Origin of the sequence: Bradyrhizobium sp. 2TAF36, from assembly GCF_052114925.1 — a bacterium.
Taxonomy (GTDB): domain Bacteria; phylum Pseudomonadota; class Alphaproteobacteria; order Rhizobiales; family Xanthobacteraceae; genus Bradyrhizobium; species Bradyrhizobium barranii.
Window position 1 is genome coordinate 1 of the sequence record NZ_JBFRFR010000105.1, and the last position, 20,877, is coordinate 20,877.

General features: G+C 64.9%; 17 protein-coding genes and 1 pseudogene. 10 read left to right on the plus strand and 8 right to left on the minus strand.

All coding sequences use genetic code 11. The features are described from left to right. The 6 genes from AB4Z51_RS39295 to AB4Z51_RS39320 form a co-directional block, all read right to left on the minus strand. Positions 1-1,631 (minus strand): TonB-dependent receptor plug domain-containing protein (locus tag AB4Z51_RS39295; protein ID WP_441499271.1); only part of this gene is annotated, 1,631 nt, incomplete at its 3' end. Between the two features lie 147 nt (positions 1,632-1,778). Then, positions 1,779-2,183, minus strand: a complete 405-nt coding sequence (locus AB4Z51_RS39300) for a DUF2946 domain-containing protein (RefSeq protein WP_085402503.1) — start codon at positions 2,181-2,183, stop codon at positions 1,779-1,781. Between the two features lie 397 nt (positions 2,184-2,580). Beyond that, positions 2,581-4,644 (minus strand): hypothetical protein, encoded by a 2,064-nt coding sequence (locus tag AB4Z51_RS39305; RefSeq protein WP_085402504.1) that lies wholly within the window; start codon positions 4,642-4,644, stop codon positions 2,581-2,583. A 7-nt stretch (positions 4,645-4,651) separates the two neighbouring features. After that, positions 4,652-7,465 carry a DUF4159 domain-containing protein gene (locus AB4Z51_RS39310; protein WP_063985165.1) on the minus strand — a complete coding sequence of 938 codons (2,814 nt, stop codon included), beginning with the start codon at positions 7,463-7,465 and terminating at the stop codon, positions 4,652-4,654. After that, complete coding sequence (locus AB4Z51_RS39315) at positions 7,462-8,406, minus strand: DUF58 domain-containing protein (RefSeq protein WP_063985164.1); 945 nt, start codon at positions 8,404-8,406, stop codon at positions 7,462-7,464. The genes AB4Z51_RS39310 and AB4Z51_RS39315 overlap by 4 nt, the downstream gene beginning before the upstream one ends. Beyond that, a complete protein-coding gene (locus tag AB4Z51_RS39320; RefSeq protein ID WP_441499272.1) occupies positions 8,406-9,404 on the minus strand; it encodes an AAA family ATPase in 999 nt (332 codons plus the stop codon). Before AB4Z51_RS39320 ends, AB4Z51_RS39315 begins: the two co-directional genes overlap by 1 nt. 258 nt (positions 9,405-9,662) lie before the next feature. Here AB4Z51_RS39320 and AB4Z51_RS39325 point away from each other — a divergent pair, with 258 nt between their 5' ends. The 6 genes from AB4Z51_RS39325 to AB4Z51_RS39350 all read left to right on the plus strand — a co-directional run bounded on the left by AB4Z51_RS39325 (position 9,663) and on the right by AB4Z51_RS39350 (position 15,734). Beyond that, on the plus strand, positions 9,663-10,274 hold the full coding sequence (locus tag AB4Z51_RS39325; protein ID WP_085402506.1) for a DUF1285 domain-containing protein: 612 nt from the start codon (positions 9,663-9,665) through the stop codon (positions 10,272-10,274). Next, the gene (locus AB4Z51_RS39330) at positions 10,271-10,942 is read left to right on the plus strand and encodes a CoA pyrophosphatase (protein WP_085402507.1); all 672 of its coding nucleotides are present in this window, start codon (positions 10,271-10,273) and stop codon (positions 10,940-10,942) included. The genes AB4Z51_RS39325 and AB4Z51_RS39330 overlap by 4 nt, the downstream gene beginning before the upstream one ends. Beyond that, complete coding sequence (locus AB4Z51_RS39335; RefSeq protein ID WP_014497409.1) at positions 10,939-11,202, plus strand: DUF6111 family protein; 264 nt, start codon at positions 10,939-10,941, stop codon at positions 11,200-11,202. Before AB4Z51_RS39330 ends, AB4Z51_RS39335 begins: the two co-directional genes overlap by 4 nt. A 10-nt stretch (positions 11,203-11,212) precedes the next feature. Beyond that, complete coding sequence (locus AB4Z51_RS39340) at positions 11,213-12,469, plus strand: CCA tRNA nucleotidyltransferase (RefSeq protein ID WP_085402508.1); 1,257 nt, start codon at positions 11,213-11,215, stop codon at positions 12,467-12,469. Continuing rightward, entirely contained in the window at positions 12,466-13,236 is a 771-nt protein-coding gene (locus AB4Z51_RS39345) for a sulfite exporter TauE/SafE family protein (RefSeq protein WP_028158256.1), read from the plus strand. Before AB4Z51_RS39340 ends, AB4Z51_RS39345 begins: the two co-directional genes overlap by 4 nt. A gap of 308 nt (positions 13,237-13,544) precedes the next feature. Continuing rightward, the gene (locus tag AB4Z51_RS39350; RefSeq protein ID WP_441499273.1) at positions 13,545-15,734 is read left to right on the plus strand and encodes a PQQ-dependent dehydrogenase, methanol/ethanol family; all 2,190 of its coding nucleotides are present in this window, start codon (positions 13,545-13,547) and stop codon (positions 15,732-15,734) included. A 52-nt stretch (positions 15,735-15,786) separates the two neighbouring features. On the opposite strand, the gene AB4Z51_RS39355 is transcribed toward AB4Z51_RS39350, so the two are convergent. Then, positions 15,787-16,794: a class I SAM-dependent methyltransferase gene (locus tag AB4Z51_RS39355; RefSeq protein ID WP_161495872.1), complete on the minus strand. Its 1,008-nt coding sequence runs from the start codon at positions 16,792-16,794 to the stop codon at positions 15,787-15,789. A gap of 231 nt (positions 16,795-17,025) precedes the next feature. Here AB4Z51_RS39355 and AB4Z51_RS39360 point away from each other — a divergent pair, with 231 nt between their 5' ends. The 3 genes from AB4Z51_RS39360 (at position 17,026) to AB4Z51_RS39370 (ending at position 19,135) form a co-directional block, all read left to right on the plus strand. Continuing rightward, positions 17,026-17,406 carry a nuclear transport factor 2 family protein gene (locus AB4Z51_RS39360; RefSeq protein ID WP_085402511.1) on the plus strand — a complete coding sequence of 127 codons (381 nt, stop codon included), beginning with the start codon at positions 17,026-17,028 and terminating at the stop codon, positions 17,404-17,406. Positions 17,407-17,419: 13 nt separating this feature from the next. Next, positions 17,420-18,349 carry an NAD(P)-dependent alcohol dehydrogenase gene (locus tag AB4Z51_RS39365; protein WP_085402512.1) on the plus strand — a complete coding sequence of 310 codons (930 nt, stop codon included), beginning with the start codon at positions 17,420-17,422 and terminating at the stop codon, positions 18,347-18,349. An 87-nt stretch (positions 18,350-18,436) separates the two neighbouring features. Next, complete coding sequence (locus AB4Z51_RS39370; RefSeq protein ID WP_085402513.1) at positions 18,437-19,135, plus strand: helix-turn-helix transcriptional regulator; 699 nt, start codon at positions 18,437-18,439, stop codon at positions 19,133-19,135. Between the two features lie 138 nt (positions 19,136-19,273). Here the strand turns inward: AB4Z51_RS39370 and AB4Z51_RS39375 are convergent, their stop codons facing one another. Continuing rightward, entirely contained in the window at positions 19,274-19,600 is a 327-nt protein-coding gene (locus AB4Z51_RS39375) for a hypothetical protein (protein ID WP_028158248.1), read from the minus strand. Positions 19,601-19,698: 98 nt separating this feature from the next. On the opposite strand from AB4Z51_RS39375, the pseudogene AB4Z51_RS39380 reads away from it, so the two are divergent. Continuing rightward, a pseudogene (locus tag AB4Z51_RS39380) lies at positions 19,699-20,633 on the plus strand (LysR family transcriptional regulator). Positions 20,634-20,877 lie beyond the last annotated feature (244 nt).

Genomic DNA, 20,877 nt, shown 5'->3' on the forward strand with positions numbered 1-20,877 from the left:
ACCATGCCGCCCGGCAGGTCCTGCAACAGGCCGATGCTGCCGCTCTTCGGCGTGAAGGACGGATTGCGTGCGATGCCCACCTGCGGCGTGCCGTCGGGTAGATAATCCGGCGGGAAGTTCGGCGTCGTGCCGTGCAGCTCGACATGCTCGATGCGGCCGGCGATCTGGGCTCGCGTCGCGTCCGTGAACTTGAACTCGTTGAAGGCGTAAGCGGCAACGCGGGTGTTGTTGTTGGGGTCCCACAGGCCGTTGAACAGCGTACCGGGATTGTCAGGGCTCGGCGCGGTCAATTCCTGATGGCCGACCTGAAAGCCCAGCGCCGTCGTCACCTCGGCGAAGCGCGCGTTGAACGGCATCAACTGCACCTCGGTGCGGATCTCCTGCTCCTTGTTGGTGAAGGTCTGCCGCACACCGTCGGTGTTGGGATCGGCGGGATCGGCAAGGCCGATCTCGTTGTGTCGATAATCCGTGGCGCCAGCCCAGAAGCGAATGGTGTCGATCGCGGCGGCATCGGGCCGGTACTCGCCCTTGACGTTGATCTTGGTCTGGTGCGCGTCGATCCGGGTGTTGTGGTCGGCGCCGTCGATGCCGGGGATATGGTAGAGCGAGTCGTTCTGCGTGATCGACGCGCCGATATAGCCGCCCTGGAAGAAGTAGGAGCCGCCGATCGAGGCGCCGTCCGTGCGCGACGCCGAATTGGGCTGGCGCCCGTTTGTGATGGTCCGGGTCTGGTCGGTCAAATAGGGGTAGCTCGGGATGCCGTAATCCGTCGTGTTGCGGCCGTAGACGTCGGCATGGAACGCGAAATTGCCGGCGCCGGTGTCGAGCAGCACGCCGCTCTCGACACCGCGATCGACCGAGCTGAACGCGGAACGTGTCTCGGCCGTGACGCAGGGCGATGTCCCGGCGGTTGCGAGTGGCGCCTTCACCGGCATGCCATAACTCTGGAACGGCTGGGCACCGCAGGTTGGCAGCGCGTCCGGAATCCGGTTGTTGGTCGCGCTGACGACGCCGCCGATCGAGGTCGAGCCGTAGCGCAAGGCGGCCGGCCCGCGCACCACTTCGACCTGGTTGGTCGCGAGCGTATCGATCGGGACGAAGTGATCCTCGCCGAGATCGGATGCGCCGTTCGCATTGGTGCCGTTCTCGACAATGCCGACGCGGTTGACGTCGAGGCCCCGGATGATCGGCCGGCTGGAGGCGCCGGGCGCAAAGCTCGAGCCGGTGATGCCCGGCTTGGAGAACAGCAGATCGCCGAGCTGGCCGCCGCCCTCGCGGCGGATCTCCTCGTTCGGCACCACGGTGACGGTGGCGAACTGGTTGGTCACGATCGGCAGCACGCCCTGCTGGGGCGTGGCGGCCGTCGCTGGCGCCGCCGGCGTTGCTTCCGCCGTGCGTTGCTGGCCGCGCGACCGTCCGGTGCGCGCGACATGGACCGGGCTGCGGGTCGGCACCACCCTGCGCACGATCGGGCTCGGCGCTGTCACGGTGACGGCGGGGATCTCGGTCGACGATTTATCTTGCGCAGTCTGTTGTACCGGCTCTTGGGCGAGCGCCGATGTGGCGGCGGCGCCGAGCAGGAGCAGGCTTGCTCCACCCAGACGCTGCGCGCGTCGCAATTCAAATGACATAGTCCTGATTCCAGTCAGGCGCCGTCCGCAAGATTTGGTGCTGATCGGAGGCGGCCTGCCGTCGCAGCGCGACGGAATTCGACTTCAGCTTCTCCCGTGCGTTCGCCTGAAAGCGGCGAGCCGGGCGTGATCAAGTGATGTCTGGAGTCAGGACGCGGGAGGGGCGCGGGGCTGGAACGCCGTGCCGGCCGATTTCAGATGGACGAACTCGGCATCGGTGGTGAGCTGAAGCAGCTCGATCGCCTGCGGCAGCAGGAGCACAGGCGGCGTCGCGGATACGACGGTGCCCGCCATCGCGACGACGGCGCAGATCGCGCAATTGTCCTCGCCCGGCTGCTCCCGGTCAGGGCCGGCGGGCGATTGCTTCTGGACCGCGGCGCGGTCACTCGAAGCGATACTCTTGCCGTTGTCGGTCTGCTGAAGCGAGGACAGGGCGAGGGGGGTGGCCTGGGCGAACCAATGGCTGTGGCCGAACGTCAACGCGAACTGCACCAGCATCGCGAACAACGCGAGCCGGGCGCCGTGCCTGATATTCGACCGGAACCACTTCATCTGGAAAAGCCACCCCACATCGCGAGGATCAATTCCCCTGATCTCGTGATGTTATAATGTAACATCGCAGCATCGATCAGCGGATGTCAACAGCGAGCGGACCAACGCGCGCAGGCAGCCGAACCGATGTGTCGTTCGGGCAACTAGAGCGCGATGGGTTGAAGTTGAATCGAGTTGGGCCAACAGCGGGCTCTGTCCGTTCCCTCCCCCCTTGCGGGGGAGGGGCAGGGAGAGGGGTGCCGCACGGGGACTCTTTCCGTCGCGCAATCATACGCGATGCATCGCTAACAATCGGCACCTTTTGCTGGGCCACCCCTCTCCCTAGCCCTCCCCCGCAAGGGGGGAGGGAACGCACCGCCGTCGCGGTGCTAGGCGAGTCTCATCTCGCTTCGGGAGTTCAGCGCCCTTCGCGGACCCAGGTCGCGGCAAACGCGCCGAGCAGCAGCAGCAGGCCGATCAGGCCGGCGAAGATCGGTAGCACCCCGACGCCCTTCACGACGCTGGCGTCGCGCATCCGCACGCCCATCCAGCCATCGCCAGCGAAGACGCTCGCCGAACGCACCGGCACGATACGCGGCAGCTCGACGCTGGTGCCGTCGACCACGCGCACGGCATTGCCGCCGGTCGCCTGCGTCAGCGGCTTCAGGGTTTCGGTCGTCGAGGTGACTTCCGAAAACTCCTTCGGATTGGTCGGACCGACATTGATCAGCGCCTTCAGCGTGCCGTCGGTCGCCTGCCACAGGCCGAGCTCGCTGGCCGGCAGGCTGGCGCGCCACTCGCCGGGATCGGCAGGCGCGAGCGTCAGGTCCTGCGACACGCCCGACGGCGAGGTCACGCTGACCGGCTGGACGCTGTCCGACATGGTCTGGCGTACCACGACGAGGTCCTTGCCCTGCACCTGGAGGCGCAGTGCCTCTTCATCGAGGTCAGGCTGCTTCATCAGCCAGTGCGACATCCGCCGCAAGAGATCGAGATGCGGGCCGCCGCCTTCATAGCCGCGCGCCCACAGCCAGATATGGTCGGAGAGCAAGAGCGCGACGCGGCCCTCGCCGAAGCGCGAGAGGAACAGGAGCGGCTTGCCGTCGACGCCCGTCATCACCGGCGGGTTGACCGCATTGCGGGTGTCGACGGTGCGGAAGAACCGGCTCCAGCGCGGCGGTTCGCTCGCGGAGCCTTCGAGGCCGCGCGTGACCGGATGGCGTTTGCCGATCTCCGACAGATGCGCATAGAACGGCTTTTCGGTCACGCCGACGGGTTCTGCCGGCAGCACCGAATCCAGCGGCGTGCGCCAGATGCTGGTGTTGGAAGCATAGTCCGGGCCGGCCGAGACCAGCACCGCGCCGCCCGCGCGGACATAGCGCGCGATGTTGTCGAAATAGGCGATCGGCAGCACGCCCTGGCGGGCATAGCGGTCGAAGATGATCAGCTGGAATTCGTTGATCTTCTGCTGGAACAGCTCGCGGGTCGGAAACGCGATCAGCGACAGCTCGTTGATCGGCGTGCCGTCCTGCTTCTCCGGCGGACGCAGAATGGTGAAGTGCACGAGGTCGACGCTGGCGTCGGACTTCAGCAGGTTGCGCCAGGTGCGCTCGCCGGAATGCGGCTCGCCCGAGACCAGCAGCACGCGCAGCTTGTCGCGCACGCCGTCGATGGCGACGACGGCGCGGTTGTTCACCGGCGTCAGCTCTTTCTCGAGCGGCGAGGCCTCGATCTCGACGATGTTCGGCCCGGCATGCTTGATGTCGACGTCGACGCTTGCGCTCTGGCCGCTTCCCAGCGTGCGCTCGCCCAGGACCTCGCCGTCCCTGCGGATCGTGACCTTGGCGCGCTCGCCGGTGACGCCCTGGTCGTCGAGGCGATAGGTGATGGTCTGGGTCTGCCCGACGATGCCGAAGCGCGGCGCCGCCGTGATCGCGATGCGGCGGTCGCGCTCGTCCTTCTGCCCGGTGATCAGTGCGTGCACCGGCGCCTGGAAGCCGAGCCCGGCGGTGTTGGCCGGGATGTCGTGGACCCGGCCGTCGGTGATCAGGAACGCGCCGGCGACACGGTCGACCGGCACGTCCGACAGCGCGGTGGCCAGCGCTCCGAACAGTTTTGTGCCGTCGGTCTCGCCATCGGCCTGTCCGGCGTCGACGACGCGGACCTCGAGGCCCTTGATCTTCTTCAGGCTGTCGACCAGCGCTTCCTGCGCTTGCGCGGCCTCGCGATTGCGGTTGCCGAAATTCTGGCTCGGGCTCTTGTCGACCACGATGGCGGCGACCGAGGTGAGCGGATCGCGGTCCTCGCGGGTGAAGGAGGGATTGGCGAGCGCCAGCAGGAACAGCGCCAGCGCGGCCACGCGCACGGCTGCACCGCGCGCACGCGCCACCAGCAGCACGAGCGCAACGACCACGATCGCGGCGAGCGCGAGCCACAGGACGATCGTGGGAACAAGCGGCGTGAACGCAATGCCGTAATTCATGTCGATCCTATTGCCCCAGCCGTTCGATCAGGGCCGGTGCGTGCACCTGGTCGGCCTTGTAGTTGCCGGTCAGGGTGTACATCACGATGTTGGCGCCGGCGCGGTAGGCGAATTCGCGCTGGCGGGCGTCGCCGCCGGACATCGGCAGCATGAACTGACCGTCGAGCCGCTGCGCCCAGGCGCCGGCCAGATCGTTCGAGGTGATGATGATGGGCGAGACGCCGTCGCCGCCGCGGGCCGGCCGCTGCGCGCTGTCGTCGTCCTCATCGCGCGGCAAGGCCTCGACCCAGGTCTGGCCGGTGCTGAAACGGCCCGGGAAGTCGCGCAGCAGATAAAAAGTCTTGGTCAGCACGTGCTCGCGCGGCACCGGTTCGAGCTCAGGCACGTCGAGCGACGACAGGATCTCGCGCAGCGTCTGCATGCCCGGGGTCTGTGCGGCGCCGTTCTCGCCGGGCGGCGCTTCGATCGCGTCGCGGGTGTCGAACAGAACGGTGCCGCCCTGCTTCATGTAGGCGTCGATCTTGTTGATGGCATCCTGCGGCGGCTTGGGCGCGCCCGGCACGATCGGCCAGTAGATCAGCGGGAAGAAGGCGAGCTCGTCGCGTCCGGGATCGATGCCGACGGGATCGCCGGCTTCCAGCGCGGTGCGCTGCGCAAGGAATTGCGTCAGACCGGACATGCCGGCCTTGACGATGGAATCGACGTCGGCATTGCCGGTGACGACATAGGCGAGGCGGGTTTGCGACACCGCCTTCATGGCGAACTCGTCGGACGCGCCATCGGCGCGCGACGGCGCGGGCGCAAGCGACACCAGGCCTGCAAGCGCCAGCCCGACGACGATCATGGCTGTCGCGGCGCGCCGGCGCAGCAGCGCGGCGATCCCGCCGCCGAGCACCGCGACGATGATGGCGTCGATCAGGAACAGTGCGAGCGCCGTCGACAGCAGCCAGCCGCGCAGGTCGCGCGGCTCGGCATTGGTGTAGGTCGCGTGCCGGGCGCGCAGGCCTGCGGTGTTCAGCGCGGCGATGCGGTCGGAAGCGGCGAGCGTGTTCACGGCGAGCGGTCCTTCTGCCGGACCATAGAAGCCGGGCGGATGATCAGGCGTAGCGCGGTCGCGATAATCCGCAGGCAGCGGCTTTGCGGTGGCCGGTGGCGGGCCGAACGCGCCGAAGCCGTCGAGGATGTGCAGCGGCGCCACCGTCTCGGTGCTCGCCTCGGCCGCGACCCCGGGCCCGGGCTTGGCGGTGTAGCCGGACATGTCGACGACCCGGCGCAGCATTTCGACGAAGGTGCCCGACATCGGCAGGTCAGACCAGCGCATGTCAGCGCTGACGTGGAACAGGCTGACCAGGCCCTTGCCGCGATGCTCGCCGGTGACGAGCGGCGTGCCGTCTTCCAGCGAGGCCCAGCTCTTGGTGGCGAGCACCGCGTCGGGCTCGGCCAGGACCTGGCGGTTCACGGTGACGTCCTTGGGGACGGCGACGCCGGCAAATGGGCCGTTCGCCGCGAAGGCGGCGAGATGCTGCGGCTTCTCCCAGGTCAGGCTGCCGCCGAGCGTGCGGCCGCCCTTGCGCAGCTTGACCGGCACGAGATCGTCCTCGGCCTGCGCGAGCCTTGGACCGGCGAAGCGCACCAGCACGCCGCCCTGGTCGATCCAGGCGTTGAGGCGCTCGCGGATTTCAGGAGCGACGGTGCCGACATCGGCGAGGATGATCATCGGCAGCTTCTGGTCGAGGAATTGGGTGATGCCCTGCTGCGGCGAGCCCCGGTCGGCGAGCCGCACGTCGGCGAACGGCGCCAGCGCACGGGTCAGGTAGAAGGTCGGCGCCAGCAGCGGCTGCGCGGTCTCGCTGGTCGTGCCGGTGACGATGCCGATGGCGCGGCGGCGCCACCGCTTGTCGAGCAGCTGCACCGCGCCGGCCGAACGCTCGCCCGATATATCGAGCCGCGTGATGTCGTTGCGCAGCTCGACCGGCAGGTCGAACGAGGCTTCGGTTTCCTTGTCCTGCGGGCCGAACGAATAACGCGCTTCGCCGATCGGTGAGGACTTCTGGTCCAGCGCGCGCACGGTGCCGACGGCGATGCCGCTGTCGGTGCGCAGCACCTTCACCGTCATCTTGGCGGCGGCGTTCTCGGCGGCGACGAGCGCCAGCGGGGAGGACGTGCCGCCCTCGAACACCGTCAAGCTGCGATCTCCGATGGTCTTGCCCAGGCCCTGCACGAAATCCTCGCCACGGCCGGTATCGACGCCATCTGACAGCCAGGCGATCTCGCAGTCGCCGGTGGCCTTCAGGAAGCGGTCGATGGCGGTCAGGGTTTCAACGCGATCGATCGAGTAGGGCTTTGGCGCGAGCTGGCGCAGTGCGACGCGCGCCGCACCCGCCGGCATCAGGGTGATGTCGCGGTTCGGCTCGGACAGCGGCACCAGCGCGATTGCGCGGCGGTCGTTGTCGGCATTGGCGATCAGCTCGTCGGCGGCCCTGACCCTGACATCCCAGTGCGATGCGGCGCTCCAGCCGTCGTCGAACATGATCATCAGCGGCGCCTTGCTGCCGGCGGCGCCTGTTTGCGGATTCCAGATCGGGCCGGCGGCGGCGAAAATGACGAGCGCCGCAGCCAGGAGCCGCAGCGCGGTCAGCCACCACGGCGTCCGCGAGGGCGTCTCTTCGCGAGGTGCGATGTCGAACAGCAGGCGCGTCGGCGGAAACTCGATGCGGCGCGGCCGCGGCGGCATCACGCGCAGCAGCCACCACAGCACGGGCAGGCTGACGAGGCCGATCAGGAGCAGCGGTTCGGTGAAGGCGAGCGGCAATCCCATCATGCGGCCGGCCCCACCTTGATCGTCGTGGTGCGGGTGCCCGATTTGCTCACCTGCATGCCGGCATGCAGGAACAGCAAGAGCTCGGCGGCGGAGCGGTCGGTCGCATGGGTCGTGAACAGCCAGTTGAGTCTGCTGGTCTCGGCGCGGATCTGGTCGCGGTGCAGCGCGAGCCGCGCGGTGTAGTCCTGCGCCCAGCTCTCGGCGCGGCCCGCCGTGATCACGCCGAAGCCCTCGGGCTCGACGAACTCGACGCGGCCGGAATAAGGGAACGACTCTTCGGCGGGATCGACCACCTGCACCATTGTGCCATGCGCGCCGGAGCCGGACAGGCCCGCGAGCGTGGATTTGATCTCCGCGATCGGCGACCAGAAATCCGACAGCACGATGATCTCGGCGAGCGCGGAAGGCACGAAGGACGGCGGCAGGCTCAGCCGGTCGGCATCGTCATGCAGCATCGCCTGCGCCATCTTGTCGATGACGCTGCGGCTCGCGGTCGGCGCCATCAGTCCGGGAATGCCGACGCGTTCGCCGCCCGAGACCAGCAGCTCGGCCAGCGCGAAGGCGACGATCAGCGTCCGCTCGAGCTTGGATTCGCGCGCGGTCTTGGAGGCGAACGCCATCGAGGGCGAGCGATCGGGCCAGATCCAGACCGTGTGCGAGGCTTCCCATTCAAGCTCGCGCACATAGAGATGGTCGTCGCGCGCCGAGCGGCGCCAGTCGACGTTCTGCGCCGGCTCGCCGGAGACGAAGCGGCGGTATTGCCAGAAATTTTCACCGGAACCGGCGCGGCGCCTTCCGTGCAGGCCGTGGATGACGTTGGCGGCGATACGGCGGGCTTCGAGCACCAGGCGCGGCAGCGAAGCGGCGAGCGTACGGCTTTCGCCATCGGCACGTCGGATCGCGATGATCTCCTTCGCTGTGTGCCCGTTGTCTGCGGCCATCAACCGATCCGAGCCTTCAATTGTTTGATCACGTCCGGAATCGTGCGGCCTTCGGCGCGCGCCTGGAACGTCAGCGCCATGCGGTGCTTCAATATGGGCTCGGCGAGGTCGAGCACGTCGTCGATCGAGGGCGCCAGGCGTCCGTCGATCAGCGCGCGTGCGCGCACGGCGAGCATCAAGGATTGGCTGGCGCGCGGGCCGGGACCCCAGGCGATGAACTTGCCGGTCTCGCCGCTCTCCTCGCCCGGACGGGCCGAGCGGACCAGCGACAGGATCGCCTCCACCACGGAATCGCCGACCGGCAGACGGCGGATCAGCCGCTGCGCAGTGATCAGCGCATCTGCGTTCATCGATCCCTTCGCCAGCGTCTCCTCGGCACCCGTGGTCTCGAACAGGATGCGGCGCTCGGCGTCGCGATYGGGATAGTCGACGTCGATCTCCATCAGGAAGCGGTCGAGCTGGGCTTCCGGCAGCGGATAGGTGCCTTCCTGCTCGAGCGGGTTTTGCGTGGCGAGCACGTGGAACGGCTTCGGCAGGTCGTGACGCGCGCCGGCGACGGTGATGTGCTGCTCCTGCATCGCCTGGAGCAGCGCCGACTGCGTGCGCGGGCTGGCGCGGTTGATCTCGTCGGCCATCAGCAGCTGCGCGAACACGGGACCGGAGATGAAGCGGAAGGAGCGCTTGCCGGCGGTGCTCTCGTCGAGCACTTCGGCGCCGAGAATGTCCGACGGCATCAAATCGGGCGTGAATTGGATGCGCTTGGCGTCGAGGCCCAGCGTGATGCCGAGCGTCTCGACCAGCTTGGTCTTGGCGAGGCCGGGCACGCCGATCAGCAGCGCATGACCGCCGGAGAGGATGGTGACGAGCGTGTTCTCGATCACCCGATCCTGGCCGAAGATGACGGACGCGATTGCGTCTTTCGCCGCGCGAATCTGGCTCGACACCTGCTCGGCCGAACGGACGATTCCGTCTTCCAGTTTCTCGACACTTTCCGCCATCCGTCAGCTCCTTAAAGTCCGCCACGCGGCCTGCTTGCGTCGTCAGATCATCACAAGTCGCACATGGGCCCTATGCTAGACTTGCAGGAAGGCCATGTATTCGTTGAATTAACCTATCCCCACCTTATCGGCTTAGGGATATGTAGGGCATCACGAAGTGGCGACCTCCACACCGGGTTAATCCGGTGTGGAACCGCGCACCCGGGTACAACGTAAAACCTGCACCAATCGTGCCAACAGACAAAGTCAGGGCAAACCATGGCGAACCAAGGGCAGAGCGCCGATCGAGGTCTTGAGGGGCTGACTGCCGCCGCCAAAAGTGCCGCCGATGCCGAAGGCGCCAAGAAGGGCCTGCCGCCGGTGCATCTGTGGAACCCGCCGTTTTGCGGCGATCTCGACATCCGAATCGCTTCTGACGGTACTTGGTTCTACATGGGCACGCCGATCGGACGACACGCCCTGGTCCGCCTGTTCTCGACCATCCTGAAGCGCGAGGGCGGCAAGCATTTCCTCGTCACGCCCGTGGAGAAGGTCGGCATCCGCGTCGACGACGCGCCGTTCATGGCGGTCGAGATGCAGCAGGACGGCGAGGACAACCATCGCGTGCTCCGCTTCCGCACCAATGTCGACGACTGGGTCACCTGCGATGCCGCGCACCGGCTGCGCTTCGAGCAGGCCAGGGAGGGCGGGCTGACACCATACCTGCATGTCCGCGCCGATCTCTGGGCCAAGGTTACCCGCGCGCTCTACTACGATCTGGTTGACATGGGTGAGGAGCGGATGGTCGATGGCCAGCCGATGTTCGGCGTCGAGTCGGCCGGCGAATTCTTCGCCATGGCCGACGCGGAGCAGGTGAGGGCCGCACTTTGAACAAGCCTATCCTGAAGAGCGGTCCGGTCGTGATCGGCGCGGCCGATTTCTTCGCCCGATCCCGGGCGAGGCTCGGCTTCGACGTGCCGCCCGGCCTCTACGATCCGAACGTCATCCCCGCCTCGGGCGATCCCGGCACCGACAAGATGCTCGAGATCGTCGCGCGCGAGCAGCCGGTGCGGCCGGCTGCGGTCCTGATCGCCGTGGTCGACCGTCCCGAGCCGACCATCCTGCTGACGCAGCGCTCGGCGCATCTCAACGACCACGCCGGCCAGATCGCTTTCCCCGGCGGCAAGATCGACGCGACCGACGCCTCGCCGCTCGATGCGGCTTTGCGCGAGGCCGAGGAGGAGGTCGGCCTGTCCAGAGACTTCGTCGAGCCGATCGGCTATCTCGATCTCTACGGCACCGCTTTCGGCTTCCGCATCCTGCCGACGGTCGCCAAGGTGCGGCCCGGCTTCGAGCTCGCCATCAACCATTCGGAGGTTGATGATGCCTTCGAGGTGCCGCTATCCTTCCTGATGAACCCGGTGAACCACCAGGTGCACAGCAAGGAATTCCGCGGCATGGAGCGCTTTTACTACGCGATGCCGTTCGCGGAACGCTACATCTGGGGTGCGACGGCCGGAATGTTGCGTGTGCTGTATGAGCGGATCTACTCATCATGATCCGGCCGGTTCTGACCGAGATCGGAATTTTCCTCATCCCCTTTGCCGTCTATGCGCTGTTCCTGGCCGCCACCCGCTCCGGCCTGTTCGCGCGATCGTCCTGGCCGGTCACCGTCGTCGCGCGCCTTGTCCTGGCCGCGCTCGTGCTTGTCATCGCGGGGCTGATCGGCTTCGCGCATTTCTCCGGCGCCGCACCGGACTCGACCTACGTTCCCGCCCATATCGAGAACGGCAGGCTCGTGCCGGGCGTGGAAAAATAGGGGCTGGACCATGAGCGCAGAGCCGTTACTCGCCAATGCGCCCTGGCTGACCTCTGGCGGGACGGCGCGCGTCCTGACGCTGCTCAACGGCAACGGCGAGGAAGCGCGCGTGGTCGGCGGCGCCGTGCGCAATGCGTTGCTCGGTCTCGTGCCCGGCGACATCGACATCGCGACCACGGCGCGGCCCGACGAGGTGATGCGGCGCGCCAAGGCTGCCGGCATCAAGAGCGTGCCGACCGGCATCGACCACGGCACCATCACGCTGGTCATCGACGGCACGCCTTACGAAGTCACGACGCTGCGCGAGGACACCGAGACCTTCGGCCGCAAGGCCAAGGTCGCGTTCGGCCGCGACTGGGTGAAGGACGCCGAGCGCCGCGACTTCACCATGAATGGACTTTCGGCCGATGCGATGGGCGTCGTCTACGACTATGTCGGCGGGATCGCGGATGCGGCCGCGCGACGCGTGCGCTTCATCGGCGATCCCGACCAGCGCATCGCCGAGGATTTCCTGCGCATCCTGCGCTTCTTCCGCATCCACGCCGCCTTCGGGGCCGGCGAGCCCGACCGCGACGGCTATCTCGCCTGCATCCGCGGCCGCGCGGGTCTTGCGAGCCTGTCGGCCGAGCGGGTGCGCATGGAGATGCTGAAGCTGCTGGTCGCTCACGGTGCCTCTGACGCTGCGGTCGCGATGGCGGATGGCGGGTTGCTGCAAGCGCTGAGCGGAGGCGTCGTCTATACCGGGCCGCTGTCGGCCATGATCGCGATCGAGGGCGAGCTTGGCTTGCCGGCAAGCAGCACGCGGCGGCTCGCCGCGCTGACGGTCGCCGTGACCGAAGATGCCAAGCGCGTCGCCACGCGCTTGCGGCTCTCCAATGTAGAAAGCAAGGCGCTGGATTCGATGGGGCATCGCTGGTGGCGCTTCGCCACCAAGGACGAGGCCAATGCGCGACGGTTGCTCTACCGGCTCGGCGCGGAGCGCTATCACGATCGCGTGTTGCTCGGCTGGGCGCGGGCCGGCGGCGACGTCGGATCGTCGCGCTGGCGTGCGCTCGCCGAGCTGCCGCAGCGCTGGATTGCGCCGAAATTTCCGCTTCGCGCCGCCGACTTCATCGCCCGCGGCATGGCGGAAGGACCCGCGCTCGGGCATGTGCTGACGCTTGCCGAGGACGCTTGGCTTGCGGCGGATTTTCCCCTAGAGGAAGCCGCGCTCGCTTCCATCGCCGATCAAGCAGCGGCACGCGTCAGCCGCGATGAGAGAACGTGACCATCGTCTCAGGCTTCGCCGACATCTCGATCCTTCAGCTCCTGCTGGTCGCGTTGATGGCGTTGTTTGCTTCGATCATCGGTGGTCTCGCCGGCTACGGCACCGGCGCGCTGATGCCGCTCGTGCTGGTGCCGCTGGTCGGCGCCGAGCCCGTGGTGCCGATCATCGCGATCTCCGCGATCTTCACCAATTCGAGCCGTGCGCTCGCCTATCTGCGCTATGCCGACCGCCGCCGCGCGCTGATCGTGCTCGCCTGTGCGGCGCTGACGACCGCGCTCGGCGCCTACGGCTACACGCGGCTGACCAATGCGGGCGCCGCGCTCGTGATCGGCTCCATGCTGATCCTCAGCGTGCCGCTGCGCCGCGTGCTCCGCCGCCGCCAGGTCAGGATCGGCGACACCGGCCTTGCGGCCGGCTCGGTCGGCTATGGCGTGCTGGTCGGCGGCACCTCCGGCTCCGGCGTGATCCTGCTCTCGCTGCTGATGGCCGCAGGTCTCGAAGGCGCCGCCGTGATCGCGACCGACGCGATGATCTCGCTCGGCACCGGCCTCATCAAGATCTCGGTGTTCGGGCTGGCCGGCGCCGTCACCGCACAGGTGCTCGCCTTCGCGCTGCTGATCGGCGCGATTGCGATCCCCGGCGCATTCCTCGCAAAGGCTTTTGTCGAACGCATGCCGGTGCATATCCACACGGCGATCCTCGATGTCGCTGTCATCACCGGCGGGCTGGTGATGATCTCGGCGGCGGCAAGGTCGCTGATCGCATAGATGACTCCGGTCCGATTGGCGTTCGCGATGTCCTTTCAAGGACGGACATTCCGTCCCGATGCTTGCACGCCACCAAATGCTAGCCGAAACGGCCGATCCTGACTGCCGAGGGTTGAAAAGATTTCCGCCGATGACGGCCGTCGGCCGGTGGGCCAAGCAGGACGCTTTCTTACAACTGCAATCGGGCATGTCAGGACTGAAATGCTTCAGTAGCACCGTCGAGGCAGGTTTGAGACTTCATATCAACGGAAGCGGGCGCAGGCATGCGCACGCATCGTGGTCTCGACATGCACGGAGGAAGGTGAGGCATGGGACGATCCAACACAGAGTGCCAATGGCCTGAAAAAAAGTCGAGCAATCGGTCCAGGATTCAGATTGCCTTCCGGGAGATCAGTGCTGTTCTTGTTCTCTTTCCTGCTCTCCTGGGTCTTTCTCTCCCTTCCAGTGCATGGGCGCAGAGTGGGACCGAGGCGAAGCCGGACCGCATCAAGGCGAATATCTCGAGAGTCGACAGCGACTTCATTGAAGCCAATACGAAGAGATCCAGGGATTGGCCGACCGTCGGCCTCGACTACGCCGAAACGCGGTTCAGCAAGCTCAATCAGATCAACACTGACAACGTCAGGGATCTCGGGCTCGTCTGGAGTTACAATCTGGAATCATCGCGCGGCATCGAGGCAACGCCCCTCGTCGTCGACGGCATCATGTATCAGTCGGCCCCCTGGAATGTGGTCCATGCCATTGACGTGCGGACCGGAATAAAAATCTGGTCGTTCGATCCGGGTGTTGACCGGTCAAAGACCTATCGCGGGTGCTGCGACGCTGTCAGCCGTGGCCTCGCACTCTACAAGGGCAAGGTCTTCGAAGCCGCCTATGACGGGCGCCTGATCGCGCTCGATGCAGCGACCGGGGCCAAGATCTGGGAAACGGACACGCTGATCGATCACGATCATTCCTACACGATCACCGGCGCGCCGCGCGTCTTCAACGGCAAGGTCGTGATCGGCCAGAGCGGTGCCGAATATGGTGTGCGCGGCTACGTCACGGCCTACGACAGCGAGACCGGTCATCAGCTCTGGCGCTGGTTCACCGTGCCCGGCGATCCATCGAAGCCATTTGAAGACGCCTCGATGGAAGCCGCGGCGAAGACCTGGGATCCCTCAGGGAAGTATTGGATCAACGGCGGCGGTGGCGCGCCATGGGACTCGATCACGTTCGATCCCGATCTGAACATGGTCTATGTCGGCACTGGCAACGGCGGCCCTTGGAATCGCAAGCTTCGCAGTCCGTCGGGTGGCGACAATCTCTATCTGGGCTCGATCGTCGCGCTCAACGCCGACACGGGCCGGTATATCTGGCACTATCAGGAGACGCCCGGCGACAATTGGGACTATACATCGACCCAGCCGATGATCCTGGCCGACATCAAGATCGACGTTGTGCCGCGCAAGGTGATCCTGCACGCGCCGAAAAACGGCTTCTTCTTCGTCATCGATCGCACCAACGGCAAGTTCATCTCGGCGAAGAATTTTGTCGATGTGAATTGGGCGACGGGATACGACGCCAACGGACGGCCGATTGAGCTGCCGGCGGCGCGCGACGCAGATCAATACGAGTCGATTCCGGGACCGGACGGGGCTCACAATTGGCAGCCGATGTCGTTCAATCCGCTGACCGGCCTCGTCTACCTTCCGGCGCAGCACATCCCGGTCAATCTGTCGCCGGAAAAGTCGTTCGCGCAGAATGCTGCTGCGCCGGGCAAGCTCGGCGGCTTGCTGGGCGGGAATATCGGTTTCGTTTTCAACCCTCCGAAGTCGGCCCCATTCGGACGTCTGCTCGCCTGGGATCCGGTGCATCAAAAGGAAGTCTGGYGCGTCGAGCACGTGTCGCCGTGGAACGGCGGGACGCTGACCACCGCCGGCAACCTGGTTTTCCAGGGGACGGCGGATGGCCGCTTCGTCGCTTATGATGCAGCAAACGGAACCAAGCTGTGGGAAATGCCGACCGGCACCGGCGCGGTGGCGGCCGCCGCAACCTACATGGTCGACGACAGGCAATACATCTCGATTGCTGTCGGCTGGGGCGGATCCTACGGCCTGACGCACCGCGCGACCGAGTACCAGAACCCGGGAACGATCTACACATACGCACTCGGCGGCACGGCGAAGCTGCCAGCGTTCGTCAAATATCAGACCGAAGGTCTGCTGCAGGGCGTGAAGTATGATCCGAAGGACATCAGGGAAGGCGGCGAGATCTATGTCGCGGCAGCCTGCGTCGCCTGCCACGGCGTGCCTGGCGTCGGCCGCGGCGGCAACATCATCAATCTCGGCTACGCCAGCGCCGAAGAGATCACCAATCTGAGGCATATCCTCTTCCACGGTCCATTCCGCGACCAGGGCATGCCGGATTTCAGCGGCAAGTTGACGGAAGGGGACGTCGGGAAACTCCAGGCCTTCATACAGGGAACTGTTGACGCCATCAGACCGAAGAGCAGGTGATGAGTCAGCAGGCGCTGCGGCGGCGAGCGGCCCGTTCGACCGTGGCCGCTCATCACGCGCCTTTGTCGATCTTCACCCAGAGCGCACTGCCGAGCGTCGATGAGTTCCTGGCCGCGTAGGCCCATGCCGGCAAGCGCAATGGTGCAAGCGCAAGTGCGATCACGGCCTGCCCAATCCGCTGCGCTTTGCTTCGCGGCAGGCCGCGCACGAACTCACTGACGCTGCCCGGTTTCTCTGCACTGCGCAAAAAGCTGTCCACGATGTCTTCCCTGAGAAACTTCAGGAGATTGAATGGTTCCCGCTCGCAAATGCTCAATTGCAGGCCGTGTCGTCGACATACCGCGTCAAACGCGTCCTTCGTCCAGCGGCCAATGTGGTTCGGCGGCATGTCGATGAGCGATCCGTGGCCCTCCATGTAGTGCGTTCGGATATCATTCGGCACGGCGATGAAGACAGAGCCTTGCGCCTTGAGAAGGTATTTCAATCGCGCGAAGACGTCATCCACCCGGTCCATGTGCTCGAACACCTGAAACATGAAGATGATGTCGAAGGCCTCCTTCATCGGAGTGAAGCCATCCTCCCGAAGGTCGACCGAAAAGGTCTTGTAGCCTTTCGATCGCAAGGCCTGTTGCGCTGCTTCGTTGTAATCGACCGCGTAAATATCGGACGCGCGAAAGAGTTTGTCCTTGATGTGATCGAGAAAATAGCCAAACCCGGCCCCGACATCGATCGCCGTTTTTCCGGCAGTGCCGAGGCCGCTCAGCTCCTCGATCGTCCTCTCATACTCCCATTTCATGGTTGGATAGGAAGGGTGCGGCGCGGCCAGGTTATAAAACTCGGCGCCGCCCGCGACGAACGGATCTGCAAATCCGAATCCGCAATCCGCGCATTTGCGGATATCGCAGGTGTCGCGGCCCCAGAGCAGCGACAGGTGGCTTATTAACTTTCGAGAGCGATCCGGATACTGGCGCGGACTGACGAAGGATCGAGAGGCCTGATCTGCGGTCACTTCAAACAGTTTGGCAGTTGATCCACTGCCGCATGCTGGACAGGTGCTCATCTCTCCCGACCTCATTCAGGCCTTTCGGTGGAAAGTGGTTGCGACCAATTGTCTCGTCATCATTCAAATGAAGGTTGGCGGAGCGCGAGGTCCGGGGCAGTGGACAGCACAGGCGAGGCAGGCCGCTCGCGGCGCGAAGGCGCCTTCGGCTGCGCCGATTTCCTACTGCCAGAATCTGTCACTGGCCTGCGCTAGGTCTTCTTTCAGGGCATTTTTACTGAAAGGAAGACGATGAAAACCCAGAGCAACGGCCAGGCGCTGCAGATCGCCAAGACCTACATCGAGGCCATCGCCAGCAGGAGCGTGGATACGATTACTTCCGTGTCGGCGGACGACGTTGTTTGCACGTCGCCACGCGGGCGGATCGCCGGCATGCAGAAGTTTCGCGAATTCCACGAGGGTTTCGCCCGCATGATCAAGAAGGTCACGGTTCTCGCCGTCTACGGCGACGATGATCAGGCTGTCGTCGTTTACAGCGCGGACACCCATCCGGTTGCCAACGCCGTCGTCGCGGAACTCCTCAAGGTGAAGAACGGCAAGATCGCGTCGACCGAAGTGATCTACGACGCGACTCCGTTCGCCGCCTACACGGCGACCGTCCAACCGCACTAAGGCACGATCGACCATGAAACGGATTCAATATTACAGCTACGGCGGCCCTGAAACGATGAAGCTCGAAGCCTTCGAGCTGAAGGCTCCGGGGACCGGCGAAGTCGCGGTCAAGGTCGAGTTCGCCGCCATCAATCCCATCGATTGGAAGGTGCGCAATGGCTATCTCAAAATGGTGACGGGGAAGAAATTTCCGCGTGCCATGGGCAGCGATTTTTCCGGCATCGTGACCGCTGTCGGCGCTGGTGTCACGCGCTTCAAGATTGGCGATCCCGTATTCGGCATGGCGCAGATAAAGCATGGCGGCGCGCTTGGGGAAGCCGTCATCGCTCCCCAAACCTTCGTCGCCAGGAGGCCGGATTCAGTCTCGTTCGAGGACGCGGCTTGCCTGGCTACGCCGGGGGTCACCGCATGGAACGGCCTCGTGGACAAGGCTGCCCTGAAATCCGGCAGCCAGGTGTTCATCAACGGCTGCACCGGCGCTGTCGGCGAGGCCACGGTGCAGCTCGCAAAGATGTTCGGGGCGACCGTCGCGGGGACATGCAGTGCGCAGGCGATGCAGCGAGCCCGTGACTTGGACGTCCAGCCTCTCTTCGATTATCGGGCCACCGATCTGTCGAAGATCCGTGAACGCTTCGACGTAGTGTATGACACGGCGGGAACGATGGCGGTTGCTGCCGGGGTTGGCCTGCTTCGCGAAGGCGGCGTGTATCTCGATATCAATCCAGCGCCAATCAAGTTCATCCGTGCGATCTTCAACCGGAAACTCAAGCCGATCGTCTGCACCGCGCGGGCTGATATCCTTGACGGCCTTGCCGTCGCTTCGGCGAATGGAAAGCTGCGCTTGCCAGTTGCTGAGACCGTGCGTCTGAACGATGCGATCCCGCTCATCGCGGCGCTTGAAGCCGGGCACATGCTCGCCGGAAAGGCTCTGGTAGCGATGTAAATGCCGTCTGGGCCAGTAAAGCCCCGCCGCCCGTCGCCCGCGACGCCTACTGCCATTTTTTGGCAGGATTCGTGCTAGACTTGGTCTATGTCGAAGAGCCAACGATTATTCGACCTCATGCAGATCTTGCGGCGGCACCGCACCCCGGTGTCGGGCAACGACCTTGCGGCTGAGGCGGGTGTGTCGTTGCGAACGATTTATCGCGACATCGCCGACTTGCAGGGCTTGGGCGCACAAATCGACGGTGAGCCTGGCTTTGGCTATGTCTTGCAACCCGGCTTCCTCCTTCCTCCCCTGATGTTCTCGGAACAGGAAATCCAAGCCTTGGCGCTGGGCGCCCAATGGGTATCTCGCCAGACTGATGATGAGTTCGCGCTGGCGGCGCGTGACGCGCTCGCTAAAATTGGCGCGGTCCTTCCCTCGGAGCTGCAACACAAGCTGGACGACAGTGCCTTTCACGTAGGGCGCAGACCGAAGCAACCCGAAGCCGTCGACCTTCGCGTCGTGCGGCAAGCCATGCGCGACCAACACAAGCTTTCCATTGTGTATCGCGACCCGCAAGGCGCGAAGACCACGCGGATCATCTGGCCAATTGGCGTCGGCTTTTTCGATTCCCGGCGCATCATTGCCGGCTGGTGCGAAATGCGAAAGGACTTCCGCTCATTCCGGGCGGATCGGATAGAAAAGATCAAGCTCAGGACGGAACGCTATCCCGGTCGCCGTCGCGATCTCGTCAAGCAATGGCGGGCTCAAGTCGACGCGGAACGTCGCAAGACTCTCGGCTGATCTCACCACCGGGTCCGACGCCATGCCGACGAGCTATCACCTGCTGGTGCGCTTCACCATCGCCGGCGTGAGGGCCGCCTGACGCCTTCCGGGGTTAGAGCGGGCGCCGAAAATTACCGCGCCCGCTAGGCTCGAACCTTAATTTGTGACGGGCGCCGCCTTGCGGACCAACACTTCGTTGCCCGCCCGGCTGATTTCAAGCGCACGTGGCTGCTGGGACGTTGAGAGAACAACGCTTTGGCCTGGCGCAAGAACAGAGACTACGCGGATTGGCGTTCCCGTCTCGCCCTGAGCAAGGGTCGTCACGACATGGAACCCATCGCGCTCAACGGTGTAATAGGCGACGCCGGACACCCCGCCGAGATCGATGCTCTTTGCCTGAATTGGCCTGAGGCTATCTGCATGAGCGGTTCCAAAAGCGGCTAAGGCTAGTGTGGCGGCTAAAAGGCTACTGCGGATTGACATGTTGATCTCCTTTAGCTGGGCGGTGGGCCACGCCCTCCGTTCCCTTGCCACATAAGATGGGCGGCCTATGCTCATTGATCAAACAGATTGGATCGATGATGGGTATCGATGCCGTCAATCTAAGCCATCTCGACCTAAACCTACTGGTTCACCTCGATGCCTTGCTTCGCGAACGTAGCGTCACGCGAGCTGCGGGCCGTGTAGGCATTGTCAGTCGGCGATGAGCCACAACCTCGCCCGCCTGCGTGACCTGTTCGGCGACGAGCTTCTGACGCGAGGGCCCGACGGCTTGCGCCTCACTCCTCGTGCAGTGATGCTGGTAGAGCCGGTGCGGGCTACGCTGTCTCAAATCCAAACGATTGTCTCACGCGACGACGCATTCGATCCAGCGACGGCAGAGCGGACCTTCAGGTTCGGACTCCCAGACAGCATGGAAATCCTGGTCCTTCCCGCTCTCCTCGCACGCCTGCGCGAGGTCGCGCCTGGCGTCCATCTGCGGCTCTACAACATCGACTCGTCGAGACTTCTGGATGATCTCGATGCCGACGAACTGGACCTCGCTATTGGCTATGACGTCTTTCCTCAGGGCCAGATCCACCACAAGCGGCGTCTGCTGTTCAATGAGAGCTATCTGTGCATGTTCAACAAGGAGATAACGGGCATCACCGACGCCCAAATCTCGCTCGAAGATTATGTGCGGTTACCTCATGTTCTCACGAGCCTGCGGCCGGGCCGGACTGTGCGCGGCGTGGTAGACGACGCCCTTGAGAAACTTGGATTGCGGCGGACGGTTGTCCTGACCACGCCTCGCTTCCTCACTGTCCCTGCCTTGGTGGCACGCGCACCTGTCGTCGTGACAATGCACGCGCGGCTCGCTCGGTTGTTCGCCACAGAACTCAAGCTTAGCCTGAGCCAGCCTCCGGTGGATTTGCAGGACGTAGCTGTTTCACTGCTCTGGCACGCTTCCTACGATCACGATCCATCTCATGCGTGGCTGCGTCAGATCTTGGTGGAATTGGTCTCCGAGCTTTGAGCTGGCCGCTACCCGGCGTGGAGCGGTGCCGACTCCACAGGCCGCATGTCGCCTTTTAGCCCCTTAGCAGACGTTCCAGCGCCCTGGGTCGATGCCGGCTTGTGACCCTGGCTGTGTGAAAAGCCACGAGTCGGTTACGATTCCTCCGTTTCCTGATGGGGGATGTGGATGGGACGCTTCGTTGAAGGCGCGGACAGATCCCAGCTGACGCTCTTGCCGGAATGTCTGGAGGATTGGGTAGACG